We start from the raw sequence: 16,380 nt of genomic DNA on the forward strand, positions 1-16,380 counted from the left end.
TTTGCTCTTACCGATAGAAAAATCTGCTATTGCAGTTAGATGGTCTGGTCCAAAAGCATGTAAAACGCCATACCAGAAGATAAGAAGTAGTCCTAAATTTTCCATGTTAAATAATCCTTCAATGAATATGTATTCATTATATTACATTTATAATTTAAAATTAAAGTTAATTCATCTATTTATTATATGTTTTTGGGACTAATTTATGATAAAATTCACATATGAACTGCATCTATTGTAATAATAAAAAATTATACACGCTTAATTCCGGACAATTCAAGTGTTCTTTGTGCAAAAAAAAGTTCTCTATAAGCAAGATTCAAAGGGATTTTGAGATTATAGAATGCTTTTGTAAAAACCTTACAGGCAACCAAACAAAAGATAAACTTCATATAAATCACCTAACAGTAAAAGTTAGATTTGAATTTTTCAGAAAAGTAATAGCAAACTTTTTAGAAGAGAAGTATCAAGGAAAAGATGTCTTAGAATATGATGAGTATATCTATCTTTCAAAGAGTAAAAAAAAGGTGAAAAAAAATATTTTTGATGCTAAAAACTTTCTAACTTTTAACTATGAAAACAAAGTCTATAATCTACTCATGCCAGACCTAAACAGATATAAAGATGAATTTTTAGACTCAGGTGCAGAAGAAGCTCACTTCAAAGAGTTTTCAAAGTTTATGATGCTCAACAAAATTTCTAAAACACAAAAGAGAGAAAATATCATCACCATGTTTTGGAACTTTTTTGAAGATTCTATTTTAAAGTATAAAGGCATAAATCATGAGAACTTTTTTTACTACCTAAAAGAGATAGAGTTTAAGTTCAACTACACATACGAAGAGCAAGTTCATATATTAAAAGCTTCTCTTTACAAATACTTTTAGCTTATTCATTTTATGTACGAAAATTGAGTAAACTAATTTTATTTGGATAAAATTACAAAATATAAATGCAAGGTAATAAATTATGAACTTTATAACAAAGATAAAAATCAAAAATTTCTTTTCTGTTAAAGATGAAATTAGTATAGATTTTAAAGCATCTGCATATAATATAGAGCATAATACAGATAGGTTGTTTGAGTTTAATGGAGAGTATTACAACAAGATAATCTCTTTTTATGGAGCAAATGCTTCTGGAAAAACTACTATTTTAAAAGCTATTATTACTTTAGCAAAAGTTATTAAAAATGAACAAACAGATAATTTTCCCGTATCATTTAAAAATAAGTTTGCAAATTTAGATGTAAATAGTGAGATAGAGATAGGTTTTGTTGTCAATGGCAAAGAATATTTATATGCTTTAACATTTGAATCTCAAAAATTCAACAATGTTGCTATTCAAAATGAGCAGTTATCTGTAATCATAAATGAAAATAAAACAATTTTCTTTGATAGAGAGAATAAAACAATTCTGAATATAGATAAAAAAATTCAAAATGTTATTTTTGAAAAACTAAGTGAAAAAAAGTCTCTATTTCAAGAATTTGAAAAATTTGATGAGAGTGATATTTTACCTGCAATTACATCCTTCTTTAGTACTATAGAGCGTTATTCGAATATTTCTGTTTACAAGACACAGTTAAATACTAACTTAGCAGATGAAAAATTTATAGGCATATATTTAGATAAAAAAGTTTTAAGAGAAGGAGTAGAACCATTTTTCTTAAGATTTTTCAATTCTATAAATCTAGATATTGAGAAAGTTGAAGTAAAGGTTAAAGAAGAAGATGGGAAAGAAAAAGAAATTCTAGGCTTAGAGATATATCATAAAATTGATTCTAAAGAACCTTTAGAATTTGACTTGGAGTCAGATGGGACACAAATGTTAATGAAAATACTTTTAGATATTTATAGTGCTAAACTAAGAGGAGGTATCTTAGTTATTGATGAATTTGACTCAATTCTTCATCCAGTTTTAGTACCTATTTTAAATAAGTTATTAATTGACAATGACATACAAATAATCTATTCAACACACAATATTTACAATATGCAGTTTTTACAAAATGATGAGATATTTTTAATAGAAAAAGATGCTAATCATAAAACAATTGTAAAACCTATTAAAGATAATTCAGATATAAAAGGTTATGAAAACCTTTTAACACATTATGAAAATGGTTTAATAGGTGGCATACCAAAGATAGAAGATATAGTTACTAAGATTTTTTAATGTTAGCTCATTTAGAAAATTTAAAACCAAATAGACCCAAAGTTGAGACAAGTGCTCAAAAAAAAATATTATGTATTATTGAGGGTGATTTAGAATTTAGATATATATCTAAAATATTTAAACTATGTGGATATGATAAAGGTTGTTATGAACTAAGCGAAGAATTTATAAAAATAGCTTGGGGCAAAAACATTCCAACTCAAAATATTGTAGATAAAAACTGCTTGTTTAAAGGAGGAAGTCTAAAAGGCAGTAAAGTTCCTTTTCCTGCTATTGGTGCTTTTGAAATATTTGAAAGAGACTTATCTATCTTCGATTCAGTAATTGTGTTTTTTGATGGGGATAAAGATATAGATGATGAAGTAAGAAATTATTTCATTAAAAAGTTTAGCTCTTTAGAAATAAATAATTGCCTTTTAGTTTCTAGTCCTTGTTTTGAAAGTACTTTAATAGATTTTTGTTATTGTGGAAGTTGTAGAAAAATAATAAATTATATCCCAAATAAATCCATTTATCCTTGTGTTAAATATAAAGGAGAAAGTAAGAATAAAAAATTCAAGGGAGAAAGATATAAAGGTGAATTTAGACGATTACCATGCTTTGCACCTCCAAATAGTTTTATAGACAGTGAACTAAAAATGCACAACCTATTAGAAGCGTCTGAATTAAATTATGTCAATAATATTATTGAAAAGTTTATGTTATAAACTTATAATAAGCCTGCCCCAATGCAATTCCACCATCATTAATAACAGTTTCTTGTTGGTAATAATGTTTTATATTTTCTTTTATTAGTACAGATGCTACTAGCTCTAAGAGTGTTTTATTTTGAAAAACTCCACCACTTAATATCACTTCCATATTCATTTGTTTTGAGATATCTAAAACTATTTTCACAAGTGTATTTATAAACTTAGAGACTAACTCTTTATCAAAGAAGTCATACTCTATATCTATGATGCCATCAACTATTTTATACTCAAAACTTTGAGTGATTTCAGAGTTATAGTTTTGCTCACAGATAAGTCCTGCTTCACCTTCATAACTTTGAAACTGTAAGAGGTTTAAAAAACTCGCCATTGCATCGAAGAGTCTTCCAACAGAAGAAGTCTGCGGAGCATTTAGATTTTTAGTGTAACTTTGGTGAAGTATCTTTATCTCATTTGCTTTAAAAGACTTTACTACCTCTGCGTCAAGAGCTAAAACTTCATCAAGTGAGTACTTATCAAAGAGCATACTAAGAGCAACTCGTCGTGGCTCTTTTATAGCCTTTTCACCGCCTAATAGTTTAAGAGGTTTGAAAGTGTATTTTCTTTCATCACCAACAAATATCTCTCCACCCCATAACTTCCCATCATTTCCATATCCAGTTCCATCAAAACTAAATCCTAGGTAATCTTTACTCAGTCCAAACTCAGCCTTACAAGCATATATGTGCGCCAAGTGATGTTGAACTTCTATTAGCTCTTTACCCTGCTCTTTTGCCCATTTTGTAGTTTCATAATTTGGATGCATATCATGAACTATTACATCAGGTTCAAAGTCATAAAATCTTTTAAAAGTCTCTATAGTTCTTTGGAAAAACTCAAAGGCTTTTAATGAACCTAAGTCCCCAATATGAGGAGAGATTATGATGCTGTCTTCTATGACAAAAGCTATGGCATTTTTAGCATTTGCTCCAACTGCTAGTATCTTCTTTTCACTCTTAAATGGAAGCTTTATAACCTTTGGAGCATATCCACGAGACAGTCTTAGAATCTGAGTATTACCTGCCACAACTTGAACTAAAGAGTCATCTACCCCATTTATAATGTCCCTGTCAAAATCTAGAACAAAGTCAACAAATGGAAGTTTCTCTTTTATGTCTTGTGCATCTATAATTATAGGCTCACTTGAAAGATTTGCACTTGTTGCTACTATTGGATTTTTGAGTTCTTTAAAAAGAAGATGATGAAGCGCAGTGTATGGCAAAAAGCACCCTATTCTATCTATATTTGGAGCAACTGATTTAGATATCTTTAGGCTTGCATCTAAAGATTTTTTTAGAATAACTATCGGTGCTTCTTTTGACCCTAAAAGCTCTTTCTCTTTCGTAGATGCAAGGGCTAATAGTTTTACTTGTTCGAGATTTTTACACATAATGGCTAGTGGTTTAGTTGGTCTATTTTTGTGTTGTCTAAGTTTTTCTATTACTTTATCATTTGTAGAATCACAAACTATATGAAAACCACCGAGACCTTTCATGGCAACAATTTTTCCATTTTTTATATGCTCTGCTGTAAGCTTTATACTTTTTGTGAGAGTGGGTCCACAATCATTACATGAGATTGGTTGTGCATGATAGCGTCTATTTAGAGGATTTGTATACTCTTCTTCACATGAATCACACATCTTAAATTTACTCATAGATGTGTTTTCTCTATCGTATGGAACAGTTTTGATAATACTATATCTTGGACCACAGTTTGTACAAGTAGTTGAAAAATAATCATAGTACTTAGAATTTTTTGAAGTTGAAGAGTCTTTTAGACAATCTTTACAAATTGCTATGTCAGGGACTACCAAGGCTACTTTTGAGTTCTTAGTGTTTGCAGTTGAGTGAATGATTTCAAACTTTTTACTAGAAATAGCTTTAATTTCTAGTGTTTCAATTTTGTCAATTTGTGCGAGTGGAGGTAATCTGGGAGAGTTTAAGATGCTAATGAACTCTTCTATCTGAAGGATTTGTCCTTCAAGTTCAAGTTCAACACCATTTTCACTATTTTTTATAAATCCATAAAGATTTAATTCATCTGCAATTTTATAAACAAATGGACGAAATCCAACTCCTTGGACTTGCCCAAATATTTTAAAATTGAATCTTTTAGCTATTAAGTAAGTCGTTTCCGCCATATTTTATGTTTATCCCATCTACCGGTAATTCTTTGTTAAAATATAATTCATGGTTAACTGAAACCTCTTTATCTAACTTGCTAAAGAGATGTTTATTACCAAGTAATGAACCAGATGCAACAACTACATCGTTACTCATGTTTTGTTTTATCTCATCTAGTTGTCCAGCTAAGAACTCTACAAAACTCTCAACCACTCCGTATGAAAGGCATAAATCATCAACTCCAGCAAGTTTAAAAGTCATCGCTGTTCTGATTACCATCAATGGATCTAGATAAACCTTAGATTTTATATTTTGCAACTTATAATCTATTCGAGGACCTTTAGCCCCTAAAAATGATTTTGCATTGTTTTCTAATTTATCTGCAGACTCATATAAATCTGAAGTTTTACTATATCCTAAAATTATAGAAATAATTCCCCATATCTTGTAGATATTTAACTCTTTATCATCAAAACTTACAGCGGATACTTTTTCATATAGTTCTGAGAATTCTGTTTTATAGTTTTGAAGTAGTTTTGCACCTGTCTCATTCGTAGATGCTATAACTTCAAATATTTCTGAGATAGAACTATATTCAGATTTAAAAGATAGATATTCTATCAGTCCAAATTTTTTGCCATAAACTAAAATATTGTTATGATAATCCTTACTCATATTTAATCCAACTACAGTCTTATCTTTAAAGTCATGCTCTTTTATAACAGAGTTAAAAGTTCCTAAATATGGAACAACTGGCTCTGAACTTAACTCAAAACTAGGAAGTCCTTTATCTCCACTAAGGATAATTACATTATGCTCGCTTACAACGCACTCTATTGGTTCTAAAGTCTTTTTAACATCAACTATAAGAAATTCATCTTGATACTCAAGTTTTTCTTTTGTAATAAATAAGAAATTAACACCAAGTTTATGCAACTCTTCTAAAGTCAAATGAAGTATAAAATCATCAGCTAATTTAAATCTAATCAACTCTTCTTCTACACCTTCAAAATCCATCTTAAACTGAAGGTTTGTTTTTAAGCCTATAAAAGGTTTCTCAATTGCTCCTAGAGCAACTGTTTCAGTTTTTGTTACATTAGTATACTTAGAGATTGAAGCTAAGTCATAACTAACTATATCAAAAGATATATCGTTGCATACTGGACTTACTTTACCTATATAGTATTCTCCGTAGAAAGTATTTACTTTTACAACTGAGCCATCGTTTATAGAATTTGCAATCTTAGCAAACTCTGTTTTATAGTTTTTTTGAGTGCCATCTGCATCATAACCACACACTTCACATTCACAAAATGGATTGTAATAATCTGGGCTTGTCTCATCTAAAACTTTATTTAGACAACTTGGACAAAAAGATAAAGGAAGTTTTTTCGATTTTTCTAAAACAAAATCACTCTCTGGCAATGTTTCTAAAACTTTCACCTCTGTGTTTTTTAAAAAGATTGAATGTGGAAGTTCTAAAGATATATCATTTGCAAACTCTTCTAGTTTAACAGCGTCTTGGGATTCTACATATAACTTTATCTCAGTATCAGTTTTAACAAGTCTTCCATCAAGATTTGACTCTTGTAATTTTCTTGATAAAACTTTATCATATACTAATGAAGATGCTGAATATTCAAATAATAGTTCTAATACCATTCTGTGCCCCTTAAGTATGATGTTCTTGCAACTTCTTGAAGTACTGCCTCAGGATTTTTAACACTAACTTCTATATCAAACTCTTTTATATATTTAATAATAGAGTCTTCCATAGTTTTACTAGCATTTAGTACTTCGTCTGTAATAGTAAAAGTAGTATCTTCACCAATAACATATGGAATTACACCAACGATTTTAACAGGAGGAAGGTCTCCTAACATATCTATCATCTGAAGAGTTTGTAGCATCTCAACTTCATGAGCGCTTCCTTCCCAAGTAATGTACTCTGGAACAGCATCAAAATCAAAACTATATACATCTCCAATATTTCCATCTTTTACATTTACACAGTCTATAAGTACAACTCTGTCATAGTCAGTAATAATAGGTATAAGTATTTGAGCAAGAGTACCACCATCTATAAGAGCTACTGTGTGCTCATCAGAACTAAAATTATATTTTTCATCTAAATAATTAGCTAAGTGTACACCTATTCCTTCGTCCCCAAATAATACATTACCTATACCTAATATTAATATTTTCAAATCAAACCTCTGTTTATAAAATTGTTAAATAAATCTTTACAAACAACCATATAACTATGGTTGTTTATGAAAATTTTGTTTTAGTTTAACTAAAGACAAGGAAACCCCTGTCTATAGTTAGTGTTTTTTATGCCACTTCATACCACTAAAAATAGCATCCATCGCACCTTCTTTTCCAAATACAGCGTTGTAAATTGCCATATACATATGACCTACAACAAATAACATAATACCCCATGTCAAGATGTGATGAATAACACGAACATTAGCAAGTCCGCCCATCATAACTTCTATACTTTTCATAGGTGCATAAAGAAATCCACCAAGTCCTTGGTGAAAATCATGAACATACATTATTAACCCTGTAATAATAAGAACAAATATCGCTATATAAAAAGTTACATAAGCCATAAACTGAAGTGGATTATAAACTCCATTTAGTTTAGGGTGTTTTGAAACTAGTAAATAGTACCCAATTTGTTGAATCCAAATTTTTGGATTTATTACATCTTTTAAAGCTTTTCTTTCCATCTCTGTATTTTTAGCAAATATAAAAAGATAACTTTTAAATATTATCACACTTATCAGAACAAATCCAAAAATGATATGCCATGACCTAATTAGGGACTGCATAAAATTTGTTGGATCAGCATTTACTGCCGGCGTTAAAAAAGGCACAGCAATATAGAAGCCAGTTACTGTTAGAACAACTATCGAAACTGCTCTAATCCAGTGTTGCCATCTATATGAGGCTGCAAATTCTAATTCCTGTTCCATCTCTACATTTTCTTGAGCTTCAACATTCATAGCTTCTCCTTTTTAAACGCTACATCCACCATAAATAGGATCCAATTTGTACTCACTAAGCTGATTTCCTTTTGTGTCCATTACATGAACGGCACAAGCAATACAAGGGTCATAAGAGTGAATAATTCTAATAATCTCTAATGGTTGTTTTAAGTTTTCAATTTTAAGTCCAACTAAGTCAGCTTCATAAGGGCCTTTAACTCCATTAGAGTCCATAGGTCCTGCATTCCAAGTAGATGGAACAACAGCTTGATAGTTTTCAACAACACCATTTTTGATTCTAATCCAGTGACTTAACATTCCACGAGGAACATCACCCATACCTCTACCTTTATACTCTTTGTCTTTATCAATAGTATAAGTAGCACAAGTTTCTTGGTCAACTTTTAGATTTTCAATAAGGTTGTTAAATGCGATTAGAGCATTATCAGCAATAAGTTTTGCTTGTAACATTCTTGCCGCTGTTCTACCTAAAGTAGTAAACAGTGCTGCTGCAGGAAGACCTGTTGCACCTAAGAAATCATTAACAACTTTAGTAACTTTTTTATTACCTTTTGCATAACTAACAACTAAACATGCTAGAGGTCCAACTTCCATTGGTTTACCATCATATCTAGGTGATTTAATCCAAGAATATTTTTCTTTTTCATTAATCTGCTTAGAGTGAATCATTTTCCCATCAGGACCAACAGTTTCACCATCTACAAAACCTGTATATTTAGGATCTGTTTCACCATCGTATGGATGAAGTGGTTTGTCATTTTGGTACCATGAGTGAGTTGCTTCTTCAGTGATTAAATCTTCATCAATTTCGAAAACTTTACTTAAGTCTCCATCATAAATAATACCACTCTCAAATAATCTCTCACCACGTCCTACAATAAAGTCCTCAAATGCTAAAAAGTTTTTAACACCAATTGGTTTAACAACTGATACTTCTGTTTTATACATTTCAGCAGCCATTACGATATCTGGATAGTAAGCATTATTGATAAAATCAGCTAATGTTTTAAACTTAGTCATGTATTCACCCATTTTAGCTGGGTTTAGAATATCCATAACACAAGTTACACCACCAACAGTAAGACTCTGTGGATGTGGATTTTTACCACCAAAGATAGCTAAAAGTTGAGCAGCTGTTCTTTGAATTTCTAGTGCTTTTAAGTAGTGAGAAAGCGCTATTAAGTTTTGTTCAGGAGTTAGCTTATATGTACCGTGTCCCCAGTATGCGTTAGCAAATGGCCCAAGTCCTTGAGGGTTTTTAGCAAATTTAGCAATTTTTTCTTGAACTTTTTTAAGATCATTCTCACCAGTAGCTATTGGAGAATCACTATATTTAAATGCTAATTTACTTGCTTTTGCAGGGTCTGCACTAAGTGCTGATACGATATCAACCCAGTCAACACCATGAAGGTGGTAAAAGTGTACAACGTGATCATGCATAAATAGTGCAGCATTCATCAACGATCTTACTAGTTCAGCATTATAAGGTATCTTGATTCCAAGTGCATCTTCAACTGCCATAGTACTCTTTAGGTAGTGAGAATAAGTACAAACACCACAAATTCTTTGCATCATAAGTGGTACGTTTCTAGGATCTCTTCCCTTTGCGATTACTTCAAGCCCTCTCCATAAAGTTGAAGAAACAAAAGCATCTTGAACAATGCCGTCATCACCAACAATAACCTCAGCTCTTAAGTGTCCTTCTATTCTTGTTATTGGATCTACTATTACTCTTTTTGACATATTAAACTCCTCAATTATTCTTTTGGTTTCTTAACAGCTGATAGTGCTGCATGTGCTGCGATTCCCACTGCTGTAACAGTAAGTAGGCCTAAACCAATTTTATCTGCCGTTGCATCTGAACCAAGTCCACCGAACGATGTATGAAACAGTCTATTAGCAAGAGGCTCGTGTAATATCCCCATAGTGTCCCAAAAATCAGGTTCACTACATCCCATACAGCCATGTCCAGCTTGAACAGGCCAAGATGTACCTTCATTAAACTTTTGTCTAGAACAGTTGTTAAATGTATATGGACCTTTACAGCCTACTTTGTATAGACAGTAACCATTTTTAGCACCATCATCACCAAACTGTTCTACGAACTCACCAGCGTCAAAGTGACCACGTCTCTCACACATATCATGGATTCTTAGTCCATAAGCCCATTTCGGTCTGTTATAAGCGTCTAGTGCTGGTAATGTTCCATAAAGTAAGAAATGTAATAGTGTTCCAACAATATTGCTCTCACTTGGAGGACAACCAGGAACATTAATAACAGGTTTACTAGTAACATTACTAAGTGAAGTAGCATTTGTTGGATTTGGATATGCTGCTTGAACACCACCAAAAGAAGAACAAGTACCAATAGCAAAAATTGCCGCTGCATGCTCAGATGCATCTATTGCACTTTGCTCACCAGTCTTACCATGTCCACCAATAGTTAAGAAGTGACTTCCCTCACCATGAGGAATTCCACCCTCAACCATTAGAATATATCTACCTTTGTATTTTTCAATAGCATTTTCAAGATTTTGTTCTGCTTGCCAACCAGCCGCAGACATAATTGTTTCTTGATACTCTAATGATATATGGTCAAAAATCAAACTGTCTATACTTGGACTTGCTGATCTTAGTAAAGATTCAGTACAGCCCGTACACTCAGCCATATGTAACCAAACAACAGGAAGTCTATCCGCAACTTCTGCCGCTTTAGCAATTAGTGGTGTGTAACTCGCAGGAAGTGCTAACATAGCTGTAACTCCACCAGCCCATGCCATAAACTCTCTACGAGAAAAACCATTCTCTTTTATCAAATCTGGAATTGATTTTTGATCATCCATTTTAGGTAACTTAGATAACTCATTAACTCTAGTCGATAACGTTTTATATAGAGTGTCACTCATCATAATTCTCTCCTTATTTTTTTCCTATTCCCTCTTCATGTTCATAAATGAACAATCATTCAGTGAAGAGTTTATATAAATATTACTTATTAAACGCTTAAGAGAATAATTCAATTTTAGGTAGTTTTAAGAGCAGTTATAAAAAATATTTATAAAAATGTGATGATTTTATGATAAGTTTTTTATAAAAAAAGTATGGTAAAAGTTGGGGCTTTATATACTTTTTTTATGCCTAAATATAGGGTTTATAGTTAAGATTTACTTATAATTAATGAGTGGTACAAACAGAACAAACGTCAAAAGTTTTAAATACAAGTTCAGCAGTTTTAACCTCTTGTAGACCTATCATAGCCTTTTGTGATACCCCAGGATTTTCTCTAGTACCGTTACATAAATTCCACTGTGTAGGTGTAATGATCTCATAATTAACAATAATTCCCTTCTCTAGTTCTATTTTATGAATAAGAGAGCCTCTTGCAGCTTCAACAGCACTCTGACCTTTTGCAGTTAAATTTTCAATATTTATTGCCGGTTCAATATATGAAGGTTCACTCAAATCAAGTTCTTGTATTAATTTCTTTGAATGATTTAGCAGTTGTTCTATTTCACAAACTCTAGCGATTATTCTACTAAAAATATTGTCACCATATCTTCTATGAGCATCTTTAACCAAAGGTATTTTATTTATCATTGCACGAGCTAAAGGACCAGCTTCGTAATACTTATATTTGTATGTTACATTCTTAGCAAGAGAGTTTAAATTTTCTTGTTCTTTTACATAGTCTATAGAAATATTTTGAGTAACTATTGTCTTAAGAGATTTACCCTTAGTAAAATAACTGTTTTCTCCAAAGGCTATAAATCTATCATAACTTTTTCCATGTTGAAGATATTCTTTATTTTTAATCTCTCTTAGAATATCTGGTAAGTCACCACTTGTATTTAAGATGTTATCTACTTTGTCGCAAGCTGAAAATTCTTCTACATCTGCTTTTACAACATTTGTCTCAAAAAACTTTATAGTCTCATCTATATAGTGATTTACTTTTATTAGATCCATCTCGGTAAGATCACTAACTACACCACCAACAATAGCATAAGAAGTATGTGGATATTGTCCACCAAAGACAGCTATGGCTTTTGCCATAAGTTGAGAAGGGTATGTAGCTTTAAGTATCTCTTGTTTTTTGCCTAAAAGAGGTCTCATAGTAAGATAGAACCATTTAAAATGATTTTGTATTAACTCAAAGTTAAGAGTTAGTTCTCTCATTATTTCAGCTTTTTTAGATATCTCTAGATTTTCATAGCAGTTCTCAATAGCTTGAACAGTAGCAATAAGATGCGCATGTCCACAGATGCCACAAACTCTTGGATTTATTACAAGTGCATCTAAGGCTGTTTTACCTTGTAAGATTTTTTCTATATTTCTAGCAGTCATAAACTCTATATCTACAAAGTCTATCTTGCCATCTTTAAAACTAAAATCTAGCTTCGCTTCACCCTCTATCTTTTCTATTAGTTCAATCATCAAATAACTTCTTTTCTAGTCTATCTATTTTAAACGCTTTTGTTATTCCCGCTAATGTAAGGTATGTTCTTTTACCTACACCAAGTGGAAGTTCCTGAGGTATACCCATATTCTTTTTAGTTCCATATAGATTGTTTTTTGGAAATGATGGTTCAGTACATCCCATGCAAGGTAAACCTGCTCTAGTTTTTGAATTTACTTCATTCCAAAGTATTTTGTTACAACTTCCATGAGTAAAAGGTGCTTGGCATCCATGATCATAAAACATGCATCCCTCAAGTTCACCAAATTGGTGCTTATCTACCTTATACTCAAAGTATTCATTTCTTGTGCATCCATTATGAACTGTATAAGCAAAGTAATCTTTTGGTCTTAAAAAATCATCAAGTTGTAAGTCAACACTTTTTTTAATAGCGTATAGAGTATTTACCAAAACTTCTGGATGAACAGGACAACCTGATAGAGAGATAGTTTTATCAACTAAGTTTTTAAACTTATCAATTTTTTCTTCTTTTACAAAGTGTAGTCCAGTTGTGTCTTTATACCCACTCTCTCTAAAGATGCCACCAAAGGTTGCACAAGTTCCTAAGGTAACTATTTTTTTAACTATTTTTGAATATCTCTTGATAGTATCTACTACTTTAACATCGGCTCTTTTAATCTCATCGGAGATTGAACCTTCTATTATGAGAATATCGCAGGCTATATTAGTAGAGACAATATCTTTAAGAGTGTATTCTGAGTCAATGACAGGATGGTGTATAAATTCAAAATCGTTTAGAAATTGTTCTAAGTAAGGATAGTTTAAAAAGGAGTGAGTATTACCATTGCAAGCTATAGAGCTAAGCCATAATACTCTCACCTTATTTTTCATAATAGATTAAACACTTAGGGCTTTGTATACATTATATGATATATCATCAATATAATCATCCAAGCCTTTAGGTAGTACGTCTTCACCTTTTAAAAAGACCATTCCACCAAGATAACCCATGAAAAGGCCAAAAGCACTAAAGAAGTCTTGATCTCTCAAGTCTCCACATTTTACACCTTCTTCAAAATAAATCATAACCTCTGTTACAAATTCATTTACGCAAATCATTCCTTCACATCCATCTTTAAAAACTTCACGAGTTGATAGGTAGATTCTTAGGAAATAATCTATCATCTCAGGTTTATGCATAGCTGTTTGGAAATAAATTTCTATAATTTTTCTAGTTTTTTCTTCAGTTGAGATATCTAGTTCGTTAATCTCTCTTAACTTTGATCCTAGATATATTGATATATATTTTATAATCTCTTTTGCAAGAATATCTTTTGACTTAAAGTAATTATACATATTTCCAACACTCATTTTCAATGAGCCCGCTATATCAGGGATAGTTGTATTATAGAAACCTTTTAAAGAAAAAAGTTCTAGTGCACTTTGCATTATTAGTTCTTTTTTCTTTTCTTTTTTACTTATCAATAAATCTTCTCCTTAAATTCTTATCTAATTATACAATAAAATTATATTTGAATTTAGCAAAAGTGAGTATTTTTTAATCTCTAATTAGGAGATATAGTAAACTTATTAACTCCATTTTCATATATGTATTCTAAGCTATAAGCACTTGCGTTTAATATATTGTGAATGATGTAAAAACCTAGTCCAAAACTTTGATTTGATTTTACATTTTCTCCACTAAAGAATGGTTCATAATAATCTTGTAATGCATACTGTAATTCTTTACCTCTATTTTCAAAGATGATTTTATCTCCATCTGTTTTAATCATTACTTTTTTATCAGAAGAGTACTTGATTCCATTATCAATAAGATTTTTAATAGTGATAGAGAATAGTTTAAAATCAACATTAACACTTATATCTTCAAAGTCTGTAACAACATTGTCTTCATCACACATGAGAATATCAACAGCATTATCTACTATATCTCTAAGATGATACTCTTTGTTTTGCAATACTTTTTTAGTTGATATCAACTCTTCAATAGATGCAAACTCACCAATAAGAGATTCGAGCCTATAAAAGACTTTTTGCATCTTGGTGTTATTTTCTTTTGTTTGAGGAAGTTCTACTAAAAACTTGCCCTTAGTTATTGGAGTCTTTAGTTCATGCATTATATTTCGTATAAAAACATTTCTAGACTCTTTTAATTTTTTAAGTTTTTTAGCTGATTTATCAAACTCATTTGCAAGTAGTGATATCTCATCTTGTTTATCACTTGCACATGAAATATCAAACTCTTCATCTCCAAAATTTTGAACCTTATCTTTTAGAGTTTTTAATGGTCTTAGTTTTTTAAGTGTACTTAAATATAAAAATATAAATGTAAAAAAGATAACTGCGGATATAATGAGAATACTTCCTATACGACGCTCAGGTTTATTATTGTCTTCTAAAATAACATTGCCTCTTCTAGTCTGAATATACATATAATGGCTGTCATCTAACTGGAAGGGCTGAACTTTTGCTCCACCTCTACCTCTCATATTAACTTCTTCATATTTGGCATTTGAATTATTAAGTATTTTATTTTGCTGTACAGGATCTATTATTATTGAAAAATTGATTAGTTTTAAGTCTTCTACTAGTTCTTGTGTTAAACCTTTATGTCTAAAGTCTCTCATAAAGAGCTTTGTAGCGTCCATACTTCTTTCTATTATGAAAAACTTTTCTCTTTTTTCACTTACTTTATAAAGTCCTACAAAACTTATAAGTAAGAGTATTAAAGCGATAATAAATGTAATAGTTATTGTAAATATTATTGAGTTTTTATTCATTCTACTAACTTATATCCCATACCTCTAATAGTCAAAAAAAGTTCAGGTTTTTTAGGATCTTCTTCTATTTTATGTCTTATCCTATTAACGATTACGGCTATACTACCACTGTCCTCATCACTATTTAAAAAATCACAACTATCGAGAATGTCATATCTTGAAACTACGAAACCTTTTCTTTTGCACATTAAAGACATTATCTGAAACTCTGCTGGAGTGAATTTTATAAACTTACCATCTTTTTTTATCTCTTGTTTTGCCTCATATAAGCTAAATCGTTCTTTTTTTTCTTCTACAGACTTTGGAATCTGTTTGTTAGCACGTCTTAGTATTGTTTTGATTCTGACCTCGAGTTCTCTTGGGTCATAAGGTTTAGGTAGGTAATCATCTGCTCCAAGTTCAAGAGCTATCACCTTGTCAGTTATATCACTTCTAGCACTAGAGATAATAATAGGAATATCATGCTTGCTCATCAACTCTTTGCAAACTTCTAGTCCATCCATTCCAGGAAGAGTAAGGTCTAGGATTACTAAATCATACTCCGTTAAAGCGATGGCACTAAGAGCTATAAAAGGATCTTCATAGTTTGTGACTGAAATATTAAACTTTGATAGATATTGAGTTAGAACATCTGCTAACTCAACATCATCTTCTACCATTGCAATCTTTATCAACTAGCTTTCCTTTTAAATTATTACTTTTGTAAAATCATATCTACCACTTCAAATGGAGATATTTTATGCTTTTGTGCAATACCTTTTATAGTATCACCTTTAGTTATTGATATACCTTTTAGCTCTAACTTTTTTGCAACATCAAAGATGTTTTTTCCAAAAACTCTAGTAGAGTTTTCTATCGGAGTATTAAGCATAGACATAATCATAGCTTTTTTTGGATTATTTCCATCTTCTACACTAAATACAAAAGCCATAGAAACAGCAACAATACTCAAAGCACTAAAAGCAAATACTTTTTTGCTAAAGTAATTTTTCATACTTTTAAAATTATATAAAATGTGAAAGAGAACAACTAGAACAAAGAAAAGTCCCAAAATTTCATGTAAGTCTTTTACATAATTATCAAAAAAATGAA

At 31.0% G+C, this 16,380-nt stretch carries 15 protein-coding genes; 3 read left to right on the forward strand and 12 right to left on the reverse strand.

Going from position 1 to position 16,380, the window contains the following annotated elements; genetic code table 11:
- Positions 1–287: 287 nt before the first annotated feature.
- The 3 genes from QZZ48_RS08315 to QZZ48_RS08325 all read left to right on the forward strand — a co-directional run bounded on the left by QZZ48_RS08315 (position 288) and on the right by QZZ48_RS08325 (position 2,885).
- Entirely contained in the window at positions 288–887 is a 600-nt protein-coding gene (locus QZZ48_RS08315; protein ID WP_294964255.1) for a transposase, read from the forward strand.
- Positions 888–969: 82 nt separating this feature from the next.
- A complete protein-coding gene (locus tag QZZ48_RS08320; RefSeq protein WP_294964258.1) occupies positions 970–2,178 on the forward strand; it encodes an ATP-binding protein in 1,209 nt (402 codons plus the stop codon).
- Positions 2,178–2,885, forward strand: a complete 708-nt coding sequence (locus tag QZZ48_RS08325) for a hypothetical protein (RefSeq protein ID WP_294964261.1) — start codon at positions 2,178–2,180, stop codon at positions 2,883–2,885. The genes QZZ48_RS08320 and QZZ48_RS08325 overlap by 1 nt, the downstream gene beginning before the upstream one ends.
- Here the strand turns inward: QZZ48_RS08325 and hypF are convergent.
- From hypF to QZZ48_RS08385, 12 genes are all read right to left on the reverse strand, one after another.
- Entirely contained in the window at positions 2,875–5,070 is a 2,196-nt protein-coding gene (gene hypF / locus QZZ48_RS08330) for a carbamoyltransferase HypF (RefSeq protein ID WP_294964264.1), read from the reverse strand. The genes QZZ48_RS08325 and hypF overlap by 11 nt on opposite strands.
- Positions 5,042–6,715: a hydrogenase gene (locus QZZ48_RS08335; RefSeq protein ID WP_294964267.1), complete on the reverse strand. Its 1,674-nt coding sequence runs from the start codon at positions 6,713–6,715 to the stop codon at positions 5,042–5,044. The genes hypF and QZZ48_RS08335 overlap by 29 nt, the downstream gene beginning before the upstream one ends.
- On the reverse strand, positions 6,706–7,260 hold the full coding sequence (locus tag QZZ48_RS08340) for a HyaD/HybD family hydrogenase maturation endopeptidase (RefSeq protein WP_294964270.1): 555 nt from the start codon (positions 7,258–7,260) through the stop codon (positions 6,706–6,708). Before QZZ48_RS08340 ends, QZZ48_RS08335 begins: the two co-directional genes overlap by 10 nt.
- Positions 7,261–7,377: 117 nt before the next feature.
- The gene (gene cybH, locus QZZ48_RS08345) at positions 7,378–8,067 is read right to left on the reverse strand and encodes a Ni/Fe-hydrogenase, b-type cytochrome subunit (RefSeq protein ID WP_294964273.1); all 690 of its coding nucleotides are present in this window, start codon (positions 8,065–8,067) and stop codon (positions 7,378–7,380) included.
- Between the two features lie 12 nt (positions 8,068–8,079).
- Positions 8,080–9,813, reverse strand: coding sequence for a nickel-dependent hydrogenase large subunit (locus tag QZZ48_RS08350; RefSeq protein ID WP_294964276.1), 1,734 nt, complete (start codon positions 9,811–9,813; stop codon positions 8,080–8,082).
- Between the two features lie 14 nt (positions 9,814–9,827).
- Positions 9,828–10,979, reverse strand: coding sequence for a hydrogenase small subunit (locus QZZ48_RS08355; RefSeq protein ID WP_294964279.1), 1,152 nt, complete (start codon positions 10,977–10,979; stop codon positions 9,828–9,830).
- A 265-nt stretch (positions 10,980–11,244) separates the two neighbouring features.
- Positions 11,245–12,504, reverse strand: a complete 1,260-nt coding sequence (locus QZZ48_RS08360; RefSeq protein WP_294964282.1) for a nickel-dependent hydrogenase large subunit — start codon at positions 12,502–12,504, stop codon at positions 11,245–11,247.
- Positions 12,497–13,366, reverse strand: a complete 870-nt coding sequence (locus QZZ48_RS08365; RefSeq protein ID WP_294964284.1) for a hydrogenase — start codon at positions 13,364–13,366, stop codon at positions 12,497–12,499. Before QZZ48_RS08365 ends, QZZ48_RS08360 begins: the two co-directional genes overlap by 8 nt.
- 18 nt (positions 13,367–13,384) lie before the next feature.
- The gene (locus QZZ48_RS08370) at positions 13,385–13,972 is read right to left on the reverse strand and encodes a TetR/AcrR family transcriptional regulator (RefSeq protein WP_294964286.1); all 588 of its coding nucleotides are present in this window, start codon (positions 13,970–13,972) and stop codon (positions 13,385–13,387) included.
- Positions 13,973–14,052: 80 nt separating this feature from the next.
- Complete coding sequence (locus QZZ48_RS08375) at positions 14,053–15,288, reverse strand: ArsS family sensor histidine kinase (protein WP_294964289.1); 1,236 nt, start codon at positions 15,286–15,288, stop codon at positions 14,053–14,055.
- On the reverse strand, positions 15,285–15,962 hold the full coding sequence (locus QZZ48_RS08380; RefSeq protein ID WP_294964291.1) for a response regulator transcription factor: 678 nt from the start codon (positions 15,960–15,962) through the stop codon (positions 15,285–15,287). The genes QZZ48_RS08375 and QZZ48_RS08380 overlap by 4 nt, the downstream gene beginning before the upstream one ends.
- 20 nt (positions 15,963–15,982) lie before the next feature.
- Positions 15,983–16,380, reverse strand: a 398-nt coding sequence (locus QZZ48_RS08385; protein ID WP_294964294.1) for a hypothetical protein, incomplete at its 5' end; no start/stop codon positions are given.

The organism is Sulfurimonas sp. (assembly GCF_016744025.1).
In the GTDB taxonomy this organism is placed as follows: domain Bacteria; phylum Campylobacterota; class Campylobacteria; order Campylobacterales; family Sulfurimonadaceae; genus Sulfurimonas.

What these genes read in the sequence shown, in the direction of transcription:
- QZZ48_RS08320 (WP_294964258.1), top strand. Translation starts at nt 970, where the DNA reads ATGAACTTTATAACAAAGATAAAAATCAAAAATTTCTTTTCTGTTAAA.
- QZZ48_RS08325 (WP_294964261.1), top strand. Translation starts at nt 2,178, where the DNA reads ATGTTAGCTCATTTAGAAAATTTAAAACCAAATAGACCCAAAGTTGAG.
- hypF (WP_294964264.1), bottom strand. Translation starts at nt 5,070, where the DNA reads ATGGCGGAAACGACTTACTTAATAGCTAAAAGATTCAATTTTAAAATA.
- QZZ48_RS08335 (WP_294964267.1), bottom strand. Translation starts at nt 6,715, where the DNA reads ATGGTATTAGAACTATTATTTGAATATTCAGCATCTTCATTAGTATAT.
- cybH (WP_294964273.1), bottom strand. Translation starts at nt 8,067, where the DNA reads ATGAATGTTGAAGCTCAAGAAAATGTAGAGATGGAACAGGAATTAGAA.
- QZZ48_RS08350 (WP_294964276.1), bottom strand. Translation starts at nt 9,813, where the DNA reads ATGTCAAAAAGAGTAATAGTAGATCCAATAACAAGAATAGAAGGACAC.
- QZZ48_RS08355 (WP_294964279.1), bottom strand. Translation starts at nt 10,979, where the DNA reads ATGATGAGTGACACTCTATATAAAACGTTATCGACTAGAGTTAATGAG.
- QZZ48_RS08360 (WP_294964282.1), bottom strand. Translation starts at nt 12,504, where the DNA reads ATGATTGAACTAATAGAAAAGATAGAGGGTGAAGCGAAGCTAGATTTT.
- QZZ48_RS08375 (WP_294964289.1), bottom strand. Translation starts at nt 15,288, where the DNA reads ATGAATAAAAACTCAATAATATTTACAATAACTATTACATTTATTATC.